Annotated in this window: 17 protein-coding genes and 3 tRNA genes; 3 read left to right on the top strand and 17 right to left on the bottom strand. The window is 43.2% G+C overall.

Annotation, left to right across the window (positions count from 1 at the left end; translation table 11 throughout):
- Positions 1–40 precede the first annotated feature (40 nt).
- Positions 41–2833 carry a putative LPS assembly protein LptD gene (locus tag FC093_RS10325; protein ID WP_137261697.1) on the top strand — a complete coding sequence of 931 codons (2793 nt, stop codon included), beginning with the start codon at positions 41–43 and terminating at the stop codon, positions 2831–2833.
- 377 nt (positions 2834–3210) lie between these two features.
- Here the strand turns inward: FC093_RS10325 and FC093_RS10320 are convergent, their stop codons facing one another.
- Entirely contained in the window at positions 3211–5604 is a 2394-nt protein-coding gene (locus tag FC093_RS10320; RefSeq protein WP_137261696.1) for a thiamine pyrophosphate-dependent enzyme, read from the bottom strand.
- Positions 5605–5736: 132 nt separating this feature from the next.
- Here FC093_RS10320 and FC093_RS10315 point away from each other — a divergent pair, with 132 nt between their 5' ends.
- Entirely contained in the window at positions 5737–6486 is a 750-nt protein-coding gene (locus FC093_RS10315; RefSeq protein WP_137261695.1) for a lysophospholipid acyltransferase family protein, read from the top strand.
- A 236-nt stretch (positions 6487–6722) separates the two neighbouring features.
- Here FC093_RS10315 and FC093_RS10310 read toward each other — a convergent pair whose 3' ends face one another.
- The 9 genes from FC093_RS10310 to FC093_RS10270 form a co-directional block, all read right to left on the bottom strand.
- Entirely contained in the window at positions 6723–7379 is a 657-nt protein-coding gene (locus FC093_RS10310) for a CoA transferase subunit B (protein WP_137261694.1), read from the bottom strand.
- A gap of 78 nt (positions 7380–7457) precedes the next feature.
- A complete protein-coding gene (locus FC093_RS10305) occupies positions 7458–8150 on the bottom strand; it encodes a CoA transferase subunit A (protein WP_206106548.1) in 693 nt (230 codons plus the stop codon).
- Between the two features lie 105 nt (positions 8151–8255).
- Positions 8256–8546 (bottom strand): YciI family protein, encoded by a 291-nt coding sequence (locus FC093_RS10300; protein WP_137261692.1) that lies wholly within the window; start codon positions 8544–8546, stop codon positions 8256–8258.
- Between the two features lie 129 nt (positions 8547–8675).
- Positions 8676–9611: a hypothetical protein gene (locus FC093_RS10295; protein WP_137261691.1), complete on the bottom strand. Its 936-nt coding sequence runs from the start codon at positions 9609–9611 to the stop codon at positions 8676–8678.
- Complete coding sequence (gene def / locus FC093_RS10290) at positions 9611–10189, bottom strand: peptide deformylase (protein WP_137261690.1); 579 nt, start codon at positions 10187–10189, stop codon at positions 9611–9613. Before def ends, FC093_RS10295 begins: the two co-directional genes overlap by 1 nt.
- A 68-nt stretch (positions 10190–10257) precedes the next feature.
- Entirely contained in the window at positions 10258–10665 is a 408-nt protein-coding gene (gene ruvX, locus FC093_RS10285) for a Holliday junction resolvase RuvX (RefSeq protein WP_137261689.1), read from the bottom strand.
- 189 nt (positions 10666–10854) lie between these two features.
- Complete coding sequence (locus FC093_RS10280) at positions 10855–11790, bottom strand: UbiA-like polyprenyltransferase (protein WP_137261688.1); 936 nt, start codon at positions 11788–11790, stop codon at positions 10855–10857.
- Between the two features lie 14 nt (positions 11791–11804).
- Complete coding sequence (locus FC093_RS10275; protein WP_240743259.1) at positions 11805–12347, bottom strand: RNA methyltransferase; 543 nt, start codon at positions 12345–12347, stop codon at positions 11805–11807.
- Positions 12348–12509: 162 nt separating this feature from the next.
- Positions 12510–12839 (bottom strand): hypothetical protein, encoded by a 330-nt coding sequence (locus tag FC093_RS10270; protein ID WP_137261687.1) that lies wholly within the window; start codon positions 12837–12839, stop codon positions 12510–12512.
- 280 nt (positions 12840–13119) lie between these two features.
- On the opposite strand from FC093_RS10270, the gene FC093_RS10265 reads away from it, so the two are divergent.
- On the top strand, positions 13120–16203 hold the full coding sequence (locus FC093_RS10265) for a PVC-type heme-binding CxxCH protein (protein WP_137261686.1): 3084 nt from the start codon (positions 13120–13122) through the stop codon (positions 16201–16203).
- Between the two features lie 148 nt (positions 16204–16351).
- Here FC093_RS10265 and FC093_RS10260 read toward each other — a convergent pair whose 3' ends face one another.
- From FC093_RS10260 to FC093_RS10230, 7 genes are all read right to left on the bottom strand, one after another.
- Positions 16352–18985 (bottom strand): PKD domain-containing protein, encoded by a 2634-nt coding sequence (locus FC093_RS10260; protein ID WP_137261685.1) that lies wholly within the window; start codon positions 18983–18985, stop codon positions 16352–16354.
- Between the two features lie 468 nt (positions 18986–19453).
- Complete coding sequence (gene nusG, locus FC093_RS10255) at positions 19454–20041, bottom strand: transcription termination/antitermination protein NusG (protein ID WP_137261684.1); 588 nt, start codon at positions 20039–20041, stop codon at positions 19454–19456.
- 15 nt (positions 20042–20056) lie between these two features.
- Entirely contained in the window at positions 20057–20248 is a 192-nt protein-coding gene (gene secE / locus FC093_RS10250) for a preprotein translocase subunit SecE (protein ID WP_137261683.1), read from the bottom strand.
- Between the two features lie 35 nt (positions 20249–20283).
- Positions 20284–20354, bottom strand: a tRNA-Trp gene (locus FC093_RS10245).
- 159 nt (positions 20355–20513) lie between these two features.
- On the bottom strand, positions 20514–21701 hold the full coding sequence (tuf, locus tag FC093_RS10240; RefSeq protein WP_137261682.1) for an elongation factor Tu: 1188 nt from the start codon (positions 21699–21701) through the stop codon (positions 20514–20516).
- Between the two features lie 160 nt (positions 21702–21861).
- Positions 21862–21933, bottom strand: a tRNA-Thr gene (locus FC093_RS10235).
- Between the two features lie 85 nt (positions 21934–22018).
- Positions 22019–22091: transfer RNA gene (locus FC093_RS10230), tRNA-Gly, on the bottom strand.
- Positions 22092–22120 lie beyond the last annotated feature (29 nt).

Raw genomic sequence — 22120 nt, 5'->3', positions numbered from 1 at the left:
GCTGTTGGTTTACCGTTTCTATTACTTTTGTTTTCACCTTATGAGCAAACGTAGTAAAGTTAGTAGAAATTATACGCCTGTGTTGACAGGTTTGCTGCTTTTGCTTTTTTTTATCACGTTCCGGCTGAGTGCCAAAAGTAACATTGAATGGCAATATCTTGATACAATAACGAACAATTCAGACACAACTATACTGGATACGATTAAAAAAACAATAAAAGATACTTTGTTAAAACCGGCAGGCGATACCCTGCAAAAGGTAAACGATACATTGCCCAAGCCTTCTTCCGTCATCAATGCACCGGACTCTTTTTTTGTAGCCGACAGCCTTAATGGTGCAGATACAAGTGCCAAAGTGCCGGTAATAGATTCCATGATTATTTCCAAAGACTCACTCAGTTCGCCTATTGAGTATTCGGCAGAGGATTCGGGCGTGCTGATCATCCCTACACGGCAGTTTTATTTATACGGAAAAGCAAATGCAAAAAATGGAGATATTGATTTAACGGCAAATAATATCCAGTACGACCAGTCCACACAAGTCATCAAAGCTTTTGGCGGCATTGACACTGCTAATAATCCGCTGAGCAAACCCACTATTGTGCAGGGCGGACAAACCACCATCAGCGATACCATTGAATTTAACTTGCAAACACAACGCGCGCTTGCTAAAAACTCGTATTACAACGAGGGCGAATTGTATGTGAATGCCGATAAAGTGAAAAAGATAACAAAAGATGCCGCTTTTGCCTACCGTGCCCGTTTTACTACCTGTAATCTCGATACGCCGCACTTCGACATACGTGCCAAAAAGATGAAAATTATTAACAACAAAATTGCGGTGTCCGGTCCGGCTTATCCCGAATTTGAAGGCGTGCCTATTCCTATTGTAATCCCGTTTGGTATTTATCCGCTTAGTCGCGGGCGGCATTCGGGTTTGCTGCCCATTCAGTTTACTACCAACGAAAGCCAGGGATTGGGTGTAGAAGGTATTGGTTTTTATAAAGTAATGAATGACAACTGGGATGTAACTGCGCGTGGTAATATTTATACGTATGGCGGATGGACGTTGAGCGTCAATCCAAAATACTTTAAACGTTATAAATACCAGGGCAATCTTAACCTGGAATTGCAAAATACCCGAACGCTTAATTCTTACGGCTTTGCCAAAGATGAATTCAGCAAAAGCCGCACGTTTAATATTACATGGAGCCATTCGCAGGATACCAAGGCGCATCCGGGTACTACTTTTTCGGCCAGTGTAAATGCCGGCAGTACCAAGTTTAACGAAAACATTCCCAACAATCCTATCCGTAATTACAACAACATGCTGCAGTCTTCCATCAGCTATTCCAAAACATCGCAGGATGGGAAGTACAACCTGACGGTAAGTGCTACGCACAATCAAAACAGTAATTTACGGCTACAAAATATCAGCTTGCCCAATGTTAGCTTTACGGTAAATACCATTTATCCGTTTGAGCAAAAAGAGCCTACCGGCACGCCCAAATGGTACGAAAAACTGGGTGTTGGGTACAGTGGCAACGTGCGCAACCAGTTTTCTTTTTACGATACAGCATTCAGCATTAATCGCATCTTGGATACCGCACGTTTTGGCGCCGAGCACACCATACCCATTACGTTGTCTTTGCCAGCATTGGGACCTTTTATTGTTTCGCCCAATATATCCTTCAGTCAGTTATGGTTTGGTGATAAGCATGATATTTTTTGGAATGATGCAGCTAAAAGGGTAGATACCGTTACGCAAAGAGGCTTTTACACTGCCAGCCGCATGTCTTACGGTGTGGGTGTTAATACACGTATTTTTGGTACAGTTAATTTCCCTAAATCAAAGAATATTGTAGCTATCCGCCATGAGATAAAGCCAACCATTGGTTTTAGTTACACACCAGACCTGGTAGGCCAGCATTTCAAGCGGATACAAACTGATACGGTACAAGGAGGACACTATAACTTGGTTTCCGACTTAGGTAATACTGTTTATAGTATGTACAGCCCGGGACGTTCCGGTACCATTACATTTGGACTGGACAACCTGCTGGAAATGAAAGTAAAAAACAAGAAAGATACTACAGGGGAAGAGCCTACCAAAAAAGTAAAACTGATTGATGGATTGAGCATTAATACTGGTTACAACCTGCTGGCAGACAGCCTTAACTGGAGCGACATTTCTATCAATTTCCGCACTACATTGTTGAATAATAAGGTAAATGTTACCGGTAATGCCTTGATTAGTCCATATGGCGTGGATGTTACCGGCAACGAGATAAATGATTTGTTGTGGAAGCACGGTAGTTTTGGACGCCTTACCAATGCGGGCTTCAATATTTCTACTTCGCTGCAAAGCAAATCGAAAGATGGTAAAACACAACAAGAGCGGATACAGGCAGACGAAACGCTGACAATGGACGAGCAGTTGGCAGAGTTGCAATATGTGCGCGATAATCCTGCGGAATTTACTGATTTTGATATACCATGGACCTTGCAACTGTCGTTTGCCGCCAGCTTGTCGCGCCTGCAGCGCTCCAACTTTACCTATGTCAACCAGTTCAATTCCAGCCTGAATGTAAACGGTGATTTTAGCCTTACGCCCAAATGGAAAATTGGCGGCAACTTTATGTTTGATGTCAAAAACTTGCAGATAGGGATGCTCACGATGTATATTACCCGTGATATGCACTGCTGGCAGCTATCTATCAATGTAACGCCTATCGGTATTACGCGTTCATTCAGCATTGTGCTCAATCCAAAGTCGGGCTTGCTCCGCGATTTACGTATCAACCGTTCGCGGTATTTCAGTTCTTCGTACTGATTTTTACTGTTAATAAAGAAGGGTAATTTGATAAAAACACTTGACGGTGTTCTTTCTTTTTTATGGGGCGGGCTGCGGTGCTGCTATTTAGCTGTTGGTGTAGCCTGTGGCGCTACAATCGTCATCACTCACTGCAACACCTGAATAAAATGGAGCTTTTATGCGAGTACGTGATTGAAGTCGTTTAAAACGCAAAGAAAAAAATCAGCAAACCCCGAACCTTTAAGTTTTCGTAAACCGTTGATTTTAAGTGTAACTAATACCTTAAACACCTTTGCCTCTTGCCACCTTCGCAGTTTCCAAACAGGCAAATTATTACTATGCTTTACTTCTTGAACCCGGACCCTAAATCTTGCCTCTTGTTCCCTTTGCTTCTTTTATTCTGCCATTATCTCCATTACCACGGCTATTATTTCTTCTGTATTAGGTTTACTAAAATAATCGCCATCACTGCCATATGCCGGACGATGCGCTTTAGCACTTAAAGTACGCGGCGCTACATCCAGCCAGCGGTAACCACCCTGCTGCTCCATCACCTGGTTATACATATACGCGTTGGCACCGCCGGGTACATCTTCATCCACAAATAAAATGCGGCTTGTCTTCTTAAGCGATTCCAGAATATGATGATGAATATCGAAAGGCAATAAGGTTTGCACATCTACAATTTCTGCACTTACGCCTAATGCCTGCAATCTTGAAGCAGCATCCTGTACAATGCGCACACAGGCACCATACGTTACAATAGTAACATCAGCACCTTCCCGTATTACTTCGGGTACGCCCAACGGCACGGTAAAGGAAAGCAGGTTGGAAGGTAGTTTTTCCTTTAAACGATAGCCGTTCAGCGGTTCAATAACTAAACCAGGATCGTTGCCGCGCAGCAATGTATTGTACATGCCCGCAGCCTGTGTCATATTGCGCGGTACGCATACATACATGCCGCGTAGCGAGTTGATAACCATCCCGATTGGCGAGCCGCTGTGCCAAATACCTTCGAGGCGATGACCGCGGGTACGCACAATAATGGGACAACTTTGCTTGCCTGCGGTGCGGTAGTGCAGGCAGGCAATATCATCAGTAAGCGTGTTAAGCGTATAAACCAGATAATCTAAGTATTGGATTTCAGCAATAGGCCGCAAACCACGAAAAGCCAGTCCATAACCTTGCCCGATAATAGAATTTTCACGGATACCGGTATCAAAAATGCGGCGTTCGCTATACTTCTCCTGCAAACCTGCAAAACCCTGGTTTACATCGCCTATTTTACCTACATCTTCCCCAAAAGCCAACACCTTAGGATTACTTTTAAATAAAACATCAAAGTACTTATTCAGTATTTCGAAGCCGTTAATGGTGGGTGCATCTGCAGGAATAATGGCTTTTTCTTCCGGTACTTGTAACGCATTTTTAGCACCTTCGTTGTACAGGTACGAATTATATCTCCTGGCATTTTCTTCTTTTAGTTCTTTATAATATTGCTTTAGCGGCTGTATAGCATCTTTGTTGGGCATCAGCTCGATAGCCTGTGCCAGGGCGTACAATACCTCTTTGCGCAGCGGCTCGCGGTTGCGCTGCAAATTGGTAGCTATCTGCTGTAGCAGTTTCGCCGTTAAATCGTTACTTGCCTGTACAGCCTGTATAAGCTCCACTGCTTTTGTTACTTCCTGCTTAATGGGTTGCAGGTAGTTTTGCCAGGCAGTGTCCCTTGCCTGCCGCACCCGTTTTTTAGCTTCTGTCTGCATGGCTTCCAGTTCCTGCTCTTCGGCAATGCCATTTTCCAGTATCCACTCCCGCATTTTCTTTATGTTATCCCATTCGCGCTCCCACTCCAGGCGGGCAGCCGATTTGTACCGCTCGTGGCTGCCGGAAGTAGAATGTCCTTGTGGCTGCGTTAGCTCTTCTACATGAAATATTGCCGGAATATGTGTGTCGCGTACCCTTTGTAAACCATTCTGAAATACCTCGCATAAGCTGGCATAATCCCAGCCTTTTACACGGTAAATATCAATGCCGTTGGTGTCTTCTTTCTTTTGCAATCCTCTCAGCGCAGCAGAAATAGAGCCCTTGGTAGTTTGATATTTGGTAGGTACCGAAATGCCGTAACCATCATCCCATACAAAAACAGCCAGTGGTACTTGCTCTACGCCGGCAGCATTGATAGTTTCCCAAAACACGCCTTCGGAGGTAGAAGCATCACCAATAGTGCAAAAGCATATCTCATTACCGTTGTTGGAAAGGTGCGAAAAGTGCTGTAATAAATGGTTGTTTCTGAATACTTTGGAGGTAAAAGCCAGCCCGAATGCACGCGGCATTTGCCCTGCAGTAGGTGACATATCTGCAGTTATGTTTTTTAGCCTGGCAAGCGGCAGCCAGTCGCCATTGCTATCAGTATTAGGTGTAGAAAAGTGGCCAACCATTTGCCTGCCGCTGCTAAAAGGCTCATGCTCCGGGTTGGCATCGGCATATAATTCGGCAAAAAACTGCTCTAATGTTGCCAAACCAGAAGATAGCATAAACGTTTGGTCGCGGTAGTAGCCCGCCCTGAAATCGCCGGGCTGAAAGAACTTTGCCATACAGGTTTGCGCTACTTCTTTGCCATCGCTAAAGACGCCGAATTTGGCTTTGCCGGTCAGCACCTCGCGCCTGCCCATCAGGCTGGCTTCGCGGCTGAGGATACACTTGCGGTAATCGCTGAGTACCGTTTCGCGAAAAGCCTCGTAAGAAAGCATGGTGTCGTTAGCTGCATTGTTAGCTGTTTCCTTCTCCATATATCAAAAATAATCCTTTAGGCCGAAATACCTGCAGTGTGCAATAGTCCGTTGATAGTTGGTGAATAAAGTGGTGATTATTATGGTGTAAAGAATACCTGAACAAACCTTTACCTTGCACAAAATGGAATAATGCGCAAGACGAATATTTTAACGGCAATTGCAGGAAGAATATGGGCATTGTGGGGCTTATGCTTATTTATAATCACCATGGTTATTGCCATGTTGTTCTATGCTTTTTGCTACCTGATGAAGGAGCCGCTCAGCGCCAGGTGGCACCGGCAGGTATCGCGTGTATGGATGGGGTTTTATTTATTTTGTATTGGCTGCCCCTTAAAGGTAACAGGTAAGGAAAATTTTAGGAGGGGAAAAAACTACATTGTAGTATGCAACCATAGCAGTTTTATGGATGTGCCGGTTACAACACCTTTTATGCCCCATGCCAATAAAACAATTGCCAAAAAAGAGTTTGCCGCGATACCTTTTTTTGGCTGGATATATTCATTGGGTGCCATTTTGGTAGACCGCAAAAGCGAACAGAGCCGCAAGCAGAGTTATGCTAAAATGAAAGCAGTACTAAGGATAGGTTTGGATATGGTTATCTACCCTGAGGGTACCCGTAACAGAAGCAACGAACCGCTGAAGCCTTTTCATGACGGCGCTTTCCGGCTGTCGGCAGAAACCGGCGTACCCATTATTCCCACTCTGATATTTAATACTAAAAAAATACTGCCACCGGATAAACCTTTTTTCTTATTGCCGCATGTGATAAGAATGCACTTTCTTCCGCCACAACTGCCCGATGGCTTGCCGGTACCGGTTTTGAAACAAAAGGTTTTTGAATTGATGAAGGAATATTATGTGGCTAATAAGGCGGATTAGCGGTGGCAGGCAATTACAATATCACATCTTAAGCAAGATGTATTCTTTAAAAGTGTAGGAGAATGCAAACAGGAATTAACTAAAAACCGATGTTTATTTTTTACCCGTAATTAAAGCCCTTAACTAAGAAATTGATCATTTTAATGGCGAGACCAGACGTCATTTTGTACGTCTGCTCGTTTATTGTTAAGTGCCTCGCAGCTTGAAACCTGTTTCTTGCTTAATTGTTCTCCTTTTTACACCTTCATCTCTGGTACTTCGTTGGGCACAACCATTTTGCCGGCAGTTTTGGCTTTAATTTCTTCTATACTTACACCAGGGGCACGCTCTAATAGAAGGAAACCCGCATCCGTTACCTGCAAAACGGCTAAATCGGTAACGATTTTTTTTACACAACCAACGCCGGTAAGCGGCAGCGTACAGGCAGGCAATAGCTTGCTCTCGCCTTTTGGGTTAGTGTGTTGCATGGCTACAATAATGTTTTGGGCGCTTGCCACGAGGTCCATAGCACCGCCCATGCCTTTTACCATTTTACCGGGTATTTTCCAGTTGGCAATGTCACCTGTTTCGCTTACTTCCATAGCACCCAATACGGTGAGGTCTATTTTACCGGCGCGTATCATGCCAAAGCTTTCTGCACTATCAAAAAAAGCAGCGCCGGGAATGAGTGTTACGGTTTCCTTACCAGCATTGATCAGGTCGGCATCTATCTCTTCTGGTGTTGGATAGGGTCCCGTGCCAAGAATACCATTTTCGCTTTGCAGAATAACCGTCATTCCCTCCGGAATGTAATTGGCCACCAAAGTAGGAATGCCAATACCAAGATTTACATACATACCATCCCGCAGTTCCTGCGCTATGCGCTTAGCAATACCAAACTTATCGAGTGCCATTATTATATACAATTTTAGATGTTAGATGTACGATGTAAGCATTACCAGTGTCCGGTTGCAGTTATTCGGGTAACTGACTTACAGTCTCACTGTTCTTCGCTCTATGCGTTTTTCGTAAGCCTTTCCCTGATAAATGCGGCGTACATACACACCAGCTACGTGTATATGATTGGGATCCAACTCGCCGGGTTGTACCAGTTCTTCCACTTCGGCAATGGTAATGTTGGCTGCTTTTGCCATAGGTACCGAGAAGTTGCGCGTGGTTTTGCGAAAAACAAGATTGCCCATCGTATCACCTTTCCAGGCTTTTACCAGGGCAAAGTCGGCATGCAGTGCATATTCCATTAAATACTTTTTGCCATCAAACTCGCGCACTTCCTTGCCTTCAGCTATTTCGGTACCATAACCCGCAGGTGTGTAAAAGGCAGGGATGCCCATAGCCGCCATTTGAATACGGGTAGCCAATGTGCCTTGCGGTACCAAATCCACTTCCAGTTCGCCCTGAAGCAATTGGCGCTCAAACTCGGCATTTTCGCCTACATAACTGCTGATCATTTTTTTAATTTGCCTTGTTTTTAATAACAAACCGAGGCCAAAATCATCCACACCGGCATTATTGGATATGCAGGTAAGCCCGGTAATACCTTTTTGCACGATGGCGGCAATGCTGTTTTCGGGGATGCCGCACAAGCCAAAACCACCAACCATGAGGGTTGTATTATTGTCAATATCGCGGATGGCTTCCTGAGGGGTTGCAAAAACTTTATTCATAATAACAAACAGTCGTTAGGATGTAAAAATAAGAAAACGGTACTGACAGCAAAATTTCAATACGGTAATGAATAAAAATGTTTGCTGCACGGTAAAAAGGGATGATTATACTTCTGCTATTCTGAACGGTGTGATTTCTACCGTTTCCCACACTTTTTCTGTTATATACGGATCCGCAGCTATCCAGTCTTCAACCAATCTTTTATCTGGTAAATCAACAATTAACATGGAGCCAAACATATTGCCCTGTTCATTCAACTTGGCGCCGCCCATTATAAAATTGCCCTTTTCTTTTTCCACCTTCATTCTTTGTAGATGTGTTGGTCTTGCAGCCAATCTTCTGTTGAGTGCTTCGCTGTCTTTAAAGTCCCGGGCTATAATGATAAACTGAGGCATTGGGAATGGTTTTAATAACTAAATGTATGTTGTAACGATATACGATGCAGGAGAATAATAATTTCAACATTCAATCCGGAATATCAAACTTTAAACAGTACATACATTCCTCTTATTATACTATAACTATCATTTCTCCTTCTTAAAATCGAACAGGGTGGCTGTAAACTCGCCGCGCTCGCGACCTTTGAACATGGCATAGAAGCTACCTTTGTAGCGCAGCATTGCAGGCACAAGTAAGTCATCTACTTTAGTCATTTCTATTTCCATTGTTACGTTAAAATCGTACACGCCGGCTTTGTAGCTAAGCTGATAATTGCGGGCTAATACTTCCATTGTACTGGCATCAAACCAGGTAGTCATTTTGTCTATAACAATATTGTCTTTTTGAAAAAAGCCAAGATCGTTTTTGGGAGTAATGTCAAATACATACGCATAGCTGCCTTTGTAGGGGACATAGTCTAAGTGATAATCGTATAGGTCATGTGCCTCTTCGTCGTAGAGGTCGAGCTTATTGCCGATGAAGGGCACACCGGGAATTCTCCGGCCGGGGTTGAAAAAGAGCATTTTTAATTGCTCTTTATGCTTTTCCATACCTTTTTTATCGGAAGGGTTGAAGTTAATGCCCGCTACAATATTGTTTTCGCCGCATACTTTGCCGTGCGTAAAAAACAAACTGGCATACAACTGAGCCGTAATGTAATTGTAATTGCCGGAAGCATCGTAAAAATCGCCGGTGGTTTTTACAGCCTCTTCCTGCATAGTGCGACAGCCGTTATTGCGGTATTGCGTGGTTTTGCCGCTGTACGAGGCTTCGGTATTGCCATTTTTATCCAGCATCCTTATATCGTTGTATGCACTAAAGCCAATGGTATGCAGCGTGCGGAAGGCCTTGTAAAAAGTGGTATCGTCCTGAATACGTTTGAGGATGCTGGCATAATCCATATTGCTGTGCACAATCACTTCGGGCAGCATGAATGCCTTATTTTCCAGTATTACCGTAGTATCCTGTGCATGGCAAAATGGTGCGAGCAGTAAGAGAAAAAATAAACCGGTTAATTTCATTATTTGGCAAAAGACATTTTGTAATCGGTTTTGATTTTCCCTTTAGTAATGTCGTTTAATTTACGAAGCAATAATTTTTTGCGAAGCGGTTTCATATAATCAATAAACAGCTTGCCTTCTATGTGGTCGTATTCATGCTGTATTACGCGGCCGGTAATGCCGTTAAAGGTATCGGTGTGCGTTTGAAACTGCTCATCCTGGTATTGAATGGTAACAGTTGTAGGCCGAATAATATCTTCGCGTATGCGGGGAATACTGAGGCAGCCTTCGTTGTAAGTCCACTGTTCCTCATTAAAGCCCAGAATTTGGGCATTAATAAACACTTTTTTTACGCCGGGCTCATCGGGATATTTGCCTTTATCTTCTTCGTCCAGGTTTTCAAAAATGGTAGTGCTGTCCACCACAAACAAGCGTATATCCCGGTTAATTTGCGGTGCAGCCAAACCCACGCCGCTGCTGGCATACATGGTTTCCCACATATCGGCAATCAGCTTATCCAACTGCGGATAATCGGGAGTAATATCCACCGCTTTTTTGCGAAGTATAGGTGCGCCATAAGCGACTATTGGTAAAATCATGAATTATATTGCTTTTTTATGCAAAACACAAAAATAACTCATCCAATTGCAAGTTTCTAACCGTAAATCTATAAATGTTGCAAATATTCCTGCAACATAATAGTAGCGGCAATCTGATCTATATTGCCTTTTTGCTGCCGGTCTTTTTTCTTCATACCCATTTGCACCATTGCCTGCGAAGCGAGTTTGGAAGTATAACGTTCATCCACCGTTTGTATTGGTATTAGCGGAAATTCTTTTTGCAGCCGCTTGATGGCCTGCTGTACCAGCGGCGTAGCGTGCGTTGCAGAATCATCCAAATTTACGGGTGCACCAATGAGTATCAGTTCTACCGGCTCCTGTGAAATGTATTTTTTCAAGAAAGAGAACAACTCCTTTGTTTCTACGGTAGCTAAAGCAGTGGCAATAATTTTCAATGGGTCGGTAGTGGCAATGCCGGTACGCTTAGCACCATAATCTATGCAAATGATTCTCATGTAAGATAGGAATAAGGATTAAACTGATGTTTTCTTTTCGTGATAATGATTACACTGATTTTTTACTGATGATGCTGATATGATTTTGTTTGCATAGCAATATTTATCGGCACTTTTTGCAATAAGGTGAAGACATGCATTGAGTTAAATGCATTATCAATATCAGCACGCTATCAGTAACATCTGTGATTAATAAACTAACAAATCAGTGATTACTAACACGGCAAACACTACACTTGCAATACCATTTGCCGTCATAAACGCAAGGTTTACCTTTCTTAAATCATCCGGTTTTACAATAGAATGCTGATAAATGAGCATGCCTGCAAACACTATTATCCCCAGCCAGTATATCCAATGAAAATGTCCACATATTCCGGCAGCAATAACGCAGGCGGCGCTTAAAAAATGTAGTAATTCCGATACATGCAGCGCATTTTTTTTGCCCAAAGCAGCAGGAATAGAATGAAGCTGTTGCGAGCGGTCAAACTCTACGTCTTGCAAAGCATAAATAATATCGAAGCCGCTTACCCAAAAAATAACAGCAAACGAAAACAGCACCGGTAACACATCGAACCTGCCGGTAACTGCTAAATACGCACCGATAGGCGCCAGTGAAAGTCCCAAACCCAACACTAAATGACACAAGGCTGTAAAGCGTTTGGTATAACTATAAAAAAGAATAACAAAAAGGGCAACCGGCGCAAGATAAAAGCAAATTCGGTTGATAAAGAAACATGCTGCAAGAAACAAGATGCAGGAAACAATCGTAAATCGTAATGCACTATCTGCCGATATAATTCCTTTTGGAATTTCTCTTATTGCTGTTCGCGGGTTTTTTGCGTCAAAATGCCTGTCTAAATAACGGTTGAAAGCCATTGCAGCACTACGTGCGGTAACCATACAAATGAGCACTAAAATAAATTTAAAACCTATATTTTTCCACCAAACGAAATTAGTAGCATCCCATCCCCAGCCAATGGTACTGTTTAAGTTCCATTGTCCTGCAATAACCTCCATAGGATTTTTTAACGCTGCTAAAGCAAATCCTATCAATGCAAAAGGCAACGCAAAAATGGTATGTGAGAACTTAACTAATGATAAATAATTCTTTATTGTACTCATAAATAAATATCCTGTTAATCATTTAATCCAACAAATCTCGGTTCACTCAATTTCCACAATACAATACCCGCCGCTACCGAAATATTCAGCGAATGTTTCATACCTAACTGCGGTATTTCTATGCAGCCATCGCACAGCAAAATGGTAGATTGCTCTACGCCGGTTACTTCGTTGCCAAATACCACTGCTATTTTATCAGTTGGTGCGGCTTGAAAATGTTGCAGCGAAACGCTGTTTTCTGCCTGTTCTATTGCATAGATTGTAAAGCCTTCGGCCCTTAGTTCCGCAATCGCCTCGGCTGCATTTGCAAAGTGTTTGGATGTTACTGTTTCATCGGCACCCAAAGCTGTTTTTTGTATTTGCCGGTGTGGCGGATGTGCCGTGTAGCCGGTGGTGTAAACGGCTTGCAGCAAAAAGGCATCGGCGGTACGTAGTACGCTGCCTACGTTATAAGCGCTGCGTACGTTTTCTAATACTACAATTACGGTGGCTTTTTCCGATTGTTTAAACTCCTCCACCGTCTTACGTTCCAGTTCTTCCATGCTCAATTTTCGCATGGCGCAAAGATACGGTTTGAAGCTTGCAAGGGAAAGAGACAAGCATGAAGGAAAACAGAGACAAGATGCAAGTGGAGCAAGATATAAGTATCAATTCCATTAAAGCAAAGGCTGGTCATTAAGACCAGCCTTTGCTTCTCTTCACTTAACAACCATTCCAAACTAAAGAATCAAAATTAAAACCAGGATAATGATTAAAATACCGGCTAAGGATATGTAAATACCACCGTTTCCTATTGCTCTTGCTTCTTTGTTCATATCGCGCAGCTCGTGCCTCAATGCCTTGCGATCCTCACTGCTCAACTTCGATTTGTCCATGTCTTTAATTTCCTGCACACGTGCCTTAATTTCTGTGACGCGAGCTTCTTTCTGGGCTTCAGTCATGTTAGCGATTTTATCTTTCCAGTAGTCTTTATCGTTTCTTGCATACGTGTTTATTGATGCAAATAAAGTCAGCAGGGTTAATGCGAGGATTGCAATGTTGCGTTTCATGGTTCAAAATTTTTTTGGTGATTAATATGTTAATCAAAACAAAAACTCGTCCAAATTTTGCTTAACTCTCACATAAGCAGGCAGGTAAGTAAAAAAATAAATTGTCTTACATACAGGTGGAAGAAAACAGACACTTTATACTTGCCTTTTTACAACTTTACACACAATTCCACTACATCGTATATCCCATATCCTCCATTGTGTATAGAATTATATTCGCCATTGCAGTTATTTATTTTCGTTTCTGTATATTCATGCGCTTAAAAATGCCATCTGAAAAATGAAAGTTTGTTTTACTGCTTTGGTACAATATTGTACTGTATTTTGTTTGATAATTATCATCAGTTGCTCCTGCAACAACACCGATAACCGCCGCGCCAATACTGCCGGTACGCAGGATAGCCTCACAGATGCTCAAAGGCACTTACCCGAGAATGCACTGAAAGGATTAACGGTAGCCAACGATTTGGAGGTGCATACGTTTGCCACAGAGCCAATGCTTAAAAATCCAACAAATATTGATGTGGACGAGCGTGGCAGGGTTTGGGTAAACGAAGCCTACAATTATCGCCCGGCTATCAATGGCAATCCTACCAATGCGTTAGGCGACCGTATTATGATACTCGAGGACACCAATGGCGACGGTAAAGCCGATACTGCTAAAGTATTTTACCAGGGACCTGAATTAGATGCACCACTGGGTATTTGTGTATTGGGTAATAGAGTGATCGTTTCTCAAAGTCCGTATATATGGGCTTTTTATGATGATAATGGCGATGACAAAGCCGACCGCAAAGAAATTCTTTTCGAAGGATTAAGCGGCGAGCAGCACGACCATGGTGTACATGCTTTCACCTTTGGCCCCGATGGAAAACTCTACTTTAATTGCGGTAATGAAGGCAAGCAGTTAAAAGACAAAAACGGCAGGTTTGTATTAGACCAGGATGGCAAACCCATCAACCAGCAGGACTACCGGCAAGGCATGGTTTTCCGTTGCGACCCCGACGGCTCAAATGTAGAATGCTTAGGGCAAAACTTTCGTAATCCGTACGAAGTGGCTGTGGACAGCTATGGCACTTTATGGCAAAGCGATAATGACGATGATGGCAACCGTGGTACCCGCATCAACTATGTAATGCAATACGGCAACTATGGCTACACCGATGAAATGACCGGCGCCGGCTGGCAGGCAAACCGCACTAATATTGAAGATTCTATTCCGCTGCGTCACTGGCATTTAAACGATCCCGGCGTAGTGCCCAATATGTTGCAGACATTTGCAGGCTCGCCCACCGGCATTTTGGTGTACGAAGGGAATTTGTTGCCAAAAGAATTTCACAATCAGCTCATTCATAGTGATGCCGGGCCAAACGTGGTGCGCAGTTATACGGTAAATAAAGATGGTGCCGGATACAAAGCAAGCATCATTAATATTCTAAAAGGAGAAAAAGACCAATGGTTTCGCCCGGCGGATGTATGCATAGCGCCAGATGGTTCTTTGATTGTTGCCGATTGGTACGACCCCGGTGTGGGCGGTCATCAGGCAGGCGATCAGGTGCGCGGCAGAATCTATCGCGTGGCTCCGCCAACTGCTGCAGCTAAATACATTATTCCTAAGCAGGATTACAGCACGCCACAAGGCGCTGTGGCTGCTTTGCAAAATCCTAATTTATCGGTACGTCATCATGCGTTTACTGCTTTGCAGCAAATGGGACAAGCTGCCATGCCTGCACTGGAAAGCCTATGGCGCAATGCTAATGCAGAACCAAGAATGCGGGCAAGGGCATTTTGGGTATTGGTAAAAATGCCAAATGGCAATGCAAACAAATACATACAGGAAGCTATTAAAGATAATAATCCCGATTTGCGTATTACCGGACTGCGTGCTGCCTGCGAACTAAAGGATAATGTAACCGGTATAGTGAGCGCATTGGTAAATGATAAAGATCCGCAGGTGCGCCGTGAGTGTGCGCTGGCGTTACATCATGTACAATCACCGAATGCCGCTGCTTTATGGGCGCAACTGGCTGCACAATACGATGGTAAAGACCGCTGGTATCTTGAGGCATTGGGCATTGGTGCAGATAAACAGTGGGACAATTTTTTTGCAGCTTACGCTGTCAAAGTAAAAGACCCGCTGACTACTGCGGCTTCGCGCGATATTGTATGGCGTGCACGTACTGCTGCTGCCTTGCCTTACCTGGCTACACTTGCCTCTGATAAGCAAGTGCCGCTAAACCAGCGCCTGAAATATTTCAGGGCTTTTGATTTTAATACCGCACCGCAAAAATCAAAACTGCTGCTCAGCATGATTGAAAACAATAGTGATAACGATATAGCACTTAACAAACTCGTATTGCACGCTTTGGATATACAAACAGTAAGACAATCGTCCATTGCACAAAAGGCATTAACTGATGTATTGAAATCAGTAGAAGGCACAGAAGAGTACATAGAGTTAGTAGGCCGCTACGAAGTACAATCGCAAAACCCCAACCTGTTGCTGTTGGCACTTCATAAACCGCACGAGCCGGTGGGTAAGGAAGCCGCCGGATTACTATTGCAGCAGCATGGGAGTGCTTTGGCGTGGACTGTTATTAACGGAAAAGATACAGCACAGCAAAATAATATGCTGGCTGCATTGGCAGGCGTGGGCAGCAAAGCATCCATAGATATGTTGCAAACAGTGGCTCTGTCCGATAAGTATGCCATGCCACTGCGCAAACAAGCCGCACATAAAATTGGCAACAGCTGGGATGGCGAAGAACGGGTATTGCAAATATTAAAAAGTAAAAAAGTTCCTGCTGCCCTGATACCCGATGTGGTAGCCAGCGTAGATGGCGCATGGCGCGGCTCAGTGCGCAGCGAAGCTGCAGGCTATTTACCAGACCACGGTGTAAGTAAAAATGCGAAGCCTGCTCCAACGATGCAGCAATTGGCGGCGCTACACCCCAATGCAGCCGAAGGCAGCAAAGTATTTACGAGCACATGCGGTGTTTGCCATCAGGTGGGCAATGTGGGCAACAACTTTGGGCCTAAGCTAACTGAGATAGGATCTAAGCTGCCTAAAGAAGGCTTGCTCGATGCCATTGTTCATCCGTCGGATGGTATTTCCTTTGGCTATGAAGGATGGCAGTTGAAAATGAAAGATGGCTCTACGCTTTCGGGTATTATTGCCAGTAAAACAGAAACCGATATTAACCTTAAATTGCCGGGTGGTATAAGCAAACCAATTAAAACATCGGACGTGTTGGCAATGACAGCAATGAAAGAATCAATGATGCCGGAAGGTTTGTATCAGAGTATATCTAATCAAGACCTTGCCAATTTGCTGGCATTTCTGGAGGGACAAAAGGAAAAGTAGGGATGTTGTAAATAGTGAATAGGGTATTGGAACTGAAAAGGCAATACTTTTGATGGAATATTGATGTAGAAATACTTAAGTGAAATAAGCACAATATTTTGAGTGAATACATTTGCATTATTCAGCATTAAAAGAACCCTACTATCGACTATCTTATCAGTACTACGGTTCCTTTTTTCTCCAATGTTTTGCCCAGATAATCCATGGCGCGTGCAGTAAATACATACGTGCCGGCGGGTTGTTTCATTCCTTTGAAAGTACCATCCCAGCCGTTACCTGCCTGTTGTGTTTCGTACAGCAATTGCCCGCGCCGGTCAAATATTCTGAAAAATTTTAATTGTTTTATACCAGCTAATGAAGGTTTGAAAATATCATTCAATCCATCGCTGTTAGGAGTAAAGGCTGTGGGAACATACAAATCGGGTAAGGTGGTATAAATAAATATTTTGAGCGAATCGGTGCCGGTGCAGCCTTGTGTAGTAGTGGCTGTTACCGTATAGGTAATTGCATCGGTATAAGGTGATACCATAGTAGCTACAGGACTGGGAGAAGTAGCATTGTTCAGCCAGGTAGAGGGCGACCAGGTGTAAGCTGTAATGTTTTCATTACTGATAACATGTAATTGCAGGGGTTGATTGACTACTACACTAGTATCGTTACCTGCATTTACCTGTACCGGCGCAATAACATTTACTATTACTGTATCTGTAGTACTTTTTGGGCAGTAAAAAGTATCTTTTACGGTAAATAAATAAGCAGTTGTTGTCTCTGGTCCTGCTGTTGGCTGGAGTGTATTTGTATTTAATAGAGAACCGGCGGGAAACCAGGTAAAATATGCAGCGGTCGTACTCCCATGAAGCTGTGCAATACTGCCAAAGCAAATAGTAGTATCACTGCCGGCATTGCCTGCAGGATAGGGCGAAAGCAGCACTTTTGTTTGCGTTCTATCCTGGCAGTGACCAAGGCGGGCAGTTACAAAATAAGTAGTGTTTTGCAGCGGACCAGCAGAAGGGTTTTTAATATTGGCGCTGTTTAATGTTTGATTGTTGCCCGATTCAGTCCAGGTATATGCAAGTGCATCGCTAACAGGATGAAAAGTAAGACTGTCTGTAGTGCAGATAGCCGTATCTGCCGGTAATTGCACGGTTATAGAATCCAGCACATTTACTTTTACATTGGCGCTGCCTATACACGATTGGTCCTTAACCGTTATCGTATAAACTGTTGTATCTGCCGGGTGTACTACCGGGTTAACGATAGAGGTGTTGGATATATTATATGCCGGTATCCAGGTATAGGTATCGCCAGTAGCTTCTACATTTAGTGGCAGCCGATCACCATTGCAGATCAGCGTATCGGTGAAAGGTAATTTTATTTCAGGTTTATCACTTGCCAATACCGTTTTACTTGTTGTGCCGCTGCATCCTACGCTGGTAGTGACATTAAAAGTTATGGTTGCCGTTTTGGGAGCAGAAAATAAGTGTGTAGGATTTTGTGCCGATGAAATGTTATTGGTAGAAGAAGCATCATCAAAATTCCAGGTCCAGCTATTCTCCACACCGTAAGCTGCATACGTTTTATCGGTAAATATAAATGGCGATTGATAGCAACTACCCGAAACATCAAAAGCCGGTTTAAAGCCAGGATAAACCTTTACGATCGTGCTGCTAGAGTCGGCGCAGCCGGCTTCATTGGTTACCTTTAGTTTTACTGTATAAGTGCCTGCCTGTTTATAAATATAAGTGGGTGTGGGCAAATCAGATACATCGCTTGTCTCGTTGGGCACACCAAAATCCCATACATAAGAAGCAACGTTGGAAGAAAGGGATTCGTTTTCAAAGCGCATGGCAAAGCTGTCGCAGTTGATGTATTCGGGTTTAAGGTTGGCTGCCGTAAGGTTGCAGTCAGCCACTGTTACCAATACTTCTTTTTTCGTATTGCCAATTTGCACGCCGTTCCGCAATTCATTAATACAAACAGCAATTACATACTGCCCTGTAGTGCCGGGTGCAATGCCCGATATAAGCCCGGTTTTGCTGTCAATAGTTACCCCGCTGCCTAAAGGCGAGCTACCCGAATAACCTGGAGCATAATCAATAGATTGGTAAGGTGGTGGGGCGGGTGGGTTGGGTTGCCGGTTTTGGATGGTGGCACCTCCTTCGGCAGCGCAGAAGGTATATGTAAGTTCATCCCCGTCGGGATCGGTGCTGCCAAAATCTATCTGGAAATAGGAGTTGTGGCAAATAACTGCTGTGTCTTTTAATGCTGGTATGGGACTGCTGTTGTTACGATATTCCACACCATTTATTACACCCGGAATGGTATTGGTATTGGTAGAGCCGGTGAGCCCCGAATTGAGCACGTTGACAATGCTTTGTGCCCGGCAACATTCCTGTTCGCTCAGTATATAACCGGCATTATTATCTTTAAGCTCTACTGTGGTAATATAGGTGAATTGGTAAAAGCAAACGGGTGGCGGCGTATTAATACAGGCATTAAAAGTTTGTTTGGTTACTTCCTGCCTTACCGGGCTGTTAATTGTAATGGTTTGCATATAAGCATTGCTTACTGCATCAAAAACACCAATATATACAAAGCCTGTTTCAAACTGTAGCTCAAGGCAGTTGACGTAATGCAGTACTGTTATTTTGTATTGAGAGGTACCTGGCGTTGAGCCTTTGCCTAAATATTGATATATCAAATAACCTCCTTTACCATGCCTTGCATACGTAGTTGCGCATACGCAAAGCAGTATCAGGCAGAGGAGTATTCTTCTGTACATATTCGTTATTTAAAACAATATCGTTGCAGACATCTGTTTGATATATACGTTGAAAGCCACTCACAAGTTAATAATTACCCTACTAATTATTGGCATGAATTACCAGTTTCTTCTTTCCGGATATTTGTTCATCTGCCGAGGCAAAGAAGTATCAGGGATTGCCTGATTCATTTAAGAAAGTAATGGGGAGCATCCTTTTAAATGACTAATTACAGTATGACATTCTCAAAACGTAAATGCAGTGCCTGTTCTTAAGAAATAAGTGGCAGGCAGAAAGCTTAGGACTTTGAGGTAAAAGTATATACTGCGTACCTGTTTGATTGAAAATAAAGGCCGTATAAAAAAGGAAAGGGTAGATAATAGATGCCAAATTTCTGCAGAACTGCGTGTTGGTATAGAGAGACGTATTTAAAATGGAAAAGCCGCAGAAAAACTGCGGCTTTAATATATTATACAACCTAAAAGTAATTAGCTCATTTTCTCTACCTGAACATAATTGAGCTCAACAGGAGTGGAGCGACCGAAGATTTTCACCGTTACTTTCAACTTCTTTTTTTCATCGTTCACTTCTTCTATCACACCATTGAAATCATTAAACGGACCTTCAATTATTTTAATGGTTTCACCTACGATAAATGGTTCACTCAGTGTTACGCCCTGATCGTTCATTTCATCTACCTTACCGAGCATTTTGTTTACTTCGCTTTTGCGCAACGAAATAATATTGCCCTTGCTGCCTTTGCCATCAGTCAAAAAGTGCATTACATTGCTAATGCTGCTGATGTGCTGCACCATATCATCGGTGAGTTTGCCATCTGCCACTTCTATCATCACATAGCCAGGAAAATAATTCTTTTCACGCATTACCTTTTTACCATTCTGTACTTTATATACTTTTTCCATTGGCAGGAAAACCTGCTTTACTATATTGGTCCAGCCATTGCGCGAAATATCCTTATCAAGGTACTCTTTCACCTTTCTTTCTTTTCCACTCACTACCCTCAGCACATACCACTTAGATTCGGCTTGTTGTACTTCTGATGCTGTATTTTCCATAAATCACCTCACTTGCTAAAAAAACGAATAAATAAGTTTAAGCAGATAACTGCTTGCAAGGTCCATGAGCGCCACGATAGCAGTGATGATAACAGTGGCAGCCAACACGATAACAGTAGATTGCTGTAGCTGTGTTGAGGTAGGCCAGGTCACTTTTTCGAGCAACTCGTGGTAGGACTCTCTAATATAGTTGGATATTTTGTTCACTTGTAAAAAGGATAATTGAAATAAACAAATAACTGCACGGGTACTAGGATTCGAACCCAGATCGAAGGTTTTGGAGACCTCTATTCTACCTTTGAACTATACCCGTATAAGCCCTGCCCCCTAAAGGGTAATTTTATATTACCTTTTGAAAGCCAGGGTATTTTTAAAGAACTTCTAAAAACAAAGTACCCAGGATTGCTTCCTAAGTACTTTGTAAAAGTATTGAAAGTTTCCCAAATTCCCGTTTAGGGGATAGGAGCTTTTCTTATTTTATAATTTCAGTAACCTGACCGGCACCTACTGTACGACCACCTTCGCGGATAGCGAATTTCAAACCTTTTTCCATCGCAATTGGCTGGATCAGTTTTACAGTAAGGCTTACGTTATCGCCCGGCATTACCATTTCTGTACCTTCTGGCAGGGTTACTTCACCAGTAACGTCTGTAGTACGGAAATAGAACTGAGGACGGTAGTTGTTGAAGAAAGGAGTGTGGCGGCCACCTTCATCTTTGCTCAGCACATACACTTCGCATTTGAATTCAGTGTGCGGAGTAATAGATTTAGGTTTAACGATAACCATACCACGACGGATATCTTTCTTTTCAATACCCCGGAGCAATAAACCTGCGTTGTCACCAGCCTGGCCTTCATCCAATAATTTTTTGAACATTTCAACACCGGTTACAACCGAAGTCAGCGGCTGAGGAATCAAACCTACGATTTCTACAGGCTCACCTACTTTAATGATACCACGCTCGATACGACCGGTAGCTACAGTACCACGACCAGTGATAGAGAATACGTCTTCAACAGACATCAGGAATGGCTGATCAATTGGGCGTGGAGGCAGCGGAATATAAGTATCAACGGCATCCATCAAATCTTCTACAGCTTTTACCCATTTAGCTTCGCCAGCTAATGCGCCGGTTGCAGAACCCTGAATAACCGGGGTATTATCGCCATCGAAACCATTTTTAGAAAGGATTTCGCGGATTTCCATTTCTACCAGTTCCAGCAGTTCAGGATCATCCACCAGATCCACTTTATTCATGAATACCACCATACGAGGTACACCTACCTGGCGTGCCAGCAGGATGTGCTCTCTTGTTTGCGGCATAGGACCATCGGTAGCAGCTACTACGAGGATGGCGCCATCCATTTGCGCAGCACCGGTGATCATATTTTTTACATAGTCGGCGTGACCAGGGCAGTCAACGTGTGCATAGTGACGGTTAGCTGTCTGGTATTCTACGTGTGCCGTATTGATGGTAATACCGCGCTCTTTTTCTTCAGGAGCAGCATCAATTTCATCATACTTTCTTACTTCGGCCATACCCTTACTTGCAAGAATGGTAGTAATAGCCGCTGTCAAGGTTGTTTTACCATGGTCAACGTGACCGATGGTTCCAATGTTTACGTGAGGTTTTTCCCTCTTAAAAGTCTCTTTAGACATTTTATCGGTTTTAAGTTGTGTGTTTACAATTATAAAAGCCCGCAAGTAAAGCATTTACTTGCAAACGATACTTTAAATTATTGGTAACTGAATATCGCTAATGGTTAATTGAAATTCTACAAAATACCACAATTAACAATCATAAATTATCAATAAACAGAGCCGTTAGTGAGAATCGAACTCACGACCTCTTCCCTACCAAGGAAGTGCTCTACCCCTGAGCTACAACGGCTTTTATCCGAGACAGATGACCGTTGTTTGTTGACAGTGAGTTGCGACTGTCATCTGTCATCTCTCAGTCCATCATCTCAAAAGAGAGCGGAAGACGAGGGTCGAACCCGCAACCTATAGCTTGGAAGGCTATCGCTCTACCAGTTGAGCTACTTCCGCATTTTATATTTCAAGCGTTGTAAAGTTCA

The sequence above is a fragment of the Ilyomonas limi genome (assembly GCF_005233845.1).
Lineage (GTDB): Bacteria > Bacteroidota > Bacteroidia > Chitinophagales > Chitinophagaceae > Ilyomonas > Ilyomonas limi.
The sequence above is the reverse complement of the archived record's forward strand: the minus strand, read 5'-3'. Positions and strand labels throughout refer to the sequence as shown.

Excerpts from the sequence above, each read along its gene's own strand:
- FC093_RS10325 (WP_137261697.1), top strand. The coding sequence starts at position 41 with ATGAGCAAACGTAGTAAAGTTAGTAGAAATTATACGCCTGTGTTGACA.
- FC093_RS10320 (WP_137261696.1), bottom strand. The coding sequence starts at position 5,604 with ATGGAGAAGGAAACAGCTAACAATGCAGCTAACGACACCATGCTTTCT.
- FC093_RS10315 (WP_137261695.1), top strand. The coding sequence starts at position 5,737 with ATGCGCAAGACGAATATTTTAACGGCAATTGCAGGAAGAATATGGGCA.
- FC093_RS10310 (WP_137261694.1), bottom strand. The coding sequence starts at position 7,379 with ATGGCACTCGATAAGTTTGGTATTGCTAAGCGCATAGCGCAGGAACTG.
- FC093_RS10305 (WP_206106548.1), bottom strand. The coding sequence starts at position 8,150 with ATGAATAAAGTTTTTGCAACCCCTCAGGAAGCCATCCGCGATATTGAC.
- FC093_RS10300 (WP_137261692.1), bottom strand. The coding sequence starts at position 8,546 with ATGCCTCAGTTTATCATTATAGCCCGGGACTTTAAAGACAGCGAAGCA.
- FC093_RS10295 (WP_137261691.1), bottom strand. The coding sequence starts at position 9,611 with ATGAAATTAACCGGTTTATTTTTTCTCTTACTGCTCGCACCATTTTGC.
- def (WP_137261690.1), bottom strand. The coding sequence starts at position 10,189 with ATGATTTTACCAATAGTCGCTTATGGCGCACCTATACTTCGCAAAAAA.
- ruvX (WP_137261689.1), bottom strand. The coding sequence starts at position 10,665 with ATGAGAATCATTTGCATAGATTATGGTGCTAAGCGTACCGGCATTGCC.
- FC093_RS10280 (WP_137261688.1), bottom strand. The coding sequence starts at position 11,790 with ATGAGTACAATAAAGAATTATTTATCATTAGTTAAGTTCTCACATACC.
- FC093_RS10275 (WP_240743259.1), bottom strand. The coding sequence starts at position 12,347 with ATGCGAAAATTGAGCATGGAAGAACTGGAACGTAAGACGGTGGAGGAG.
- FC093_RS10270 (WP_137261687.1), bottom strand. The coding sequence starts at position 12,839 with ATGAAACGCAACATTGCAATCCTCGCATTAACCCTGCTGACTTTATTT.
- FC093_RS10265 (WP_137261686.1), top strand. The coding sequence starts at position 13,120 with ATGAAAGTTTGTTTTACTGCTTTGGTACAATATTGTACTGTATTTTGT.
- FC093_RS10260 (WP_137261685.1), bottom strand. The coding sequence starts at position 18,985 with ATGTACAGAAGAATACTCCTCTGCCTGATACTGCTTTGCGTATGCGCA.
- nusG (WP_137261684.1), bottom strand. The coding sequence starts at position 20,041 with ATGGAAAATACAGCATCAGAAGTACAACAAGCCGAATCTAAGTGGTAT.
- tuf (WP_137261682.1), bottom strand. The coding sequence starts at position 21,701 with ATGTCTAAAGAGACTTTTAAGAGGGAAAAACCTCACGTAAACATTGGA.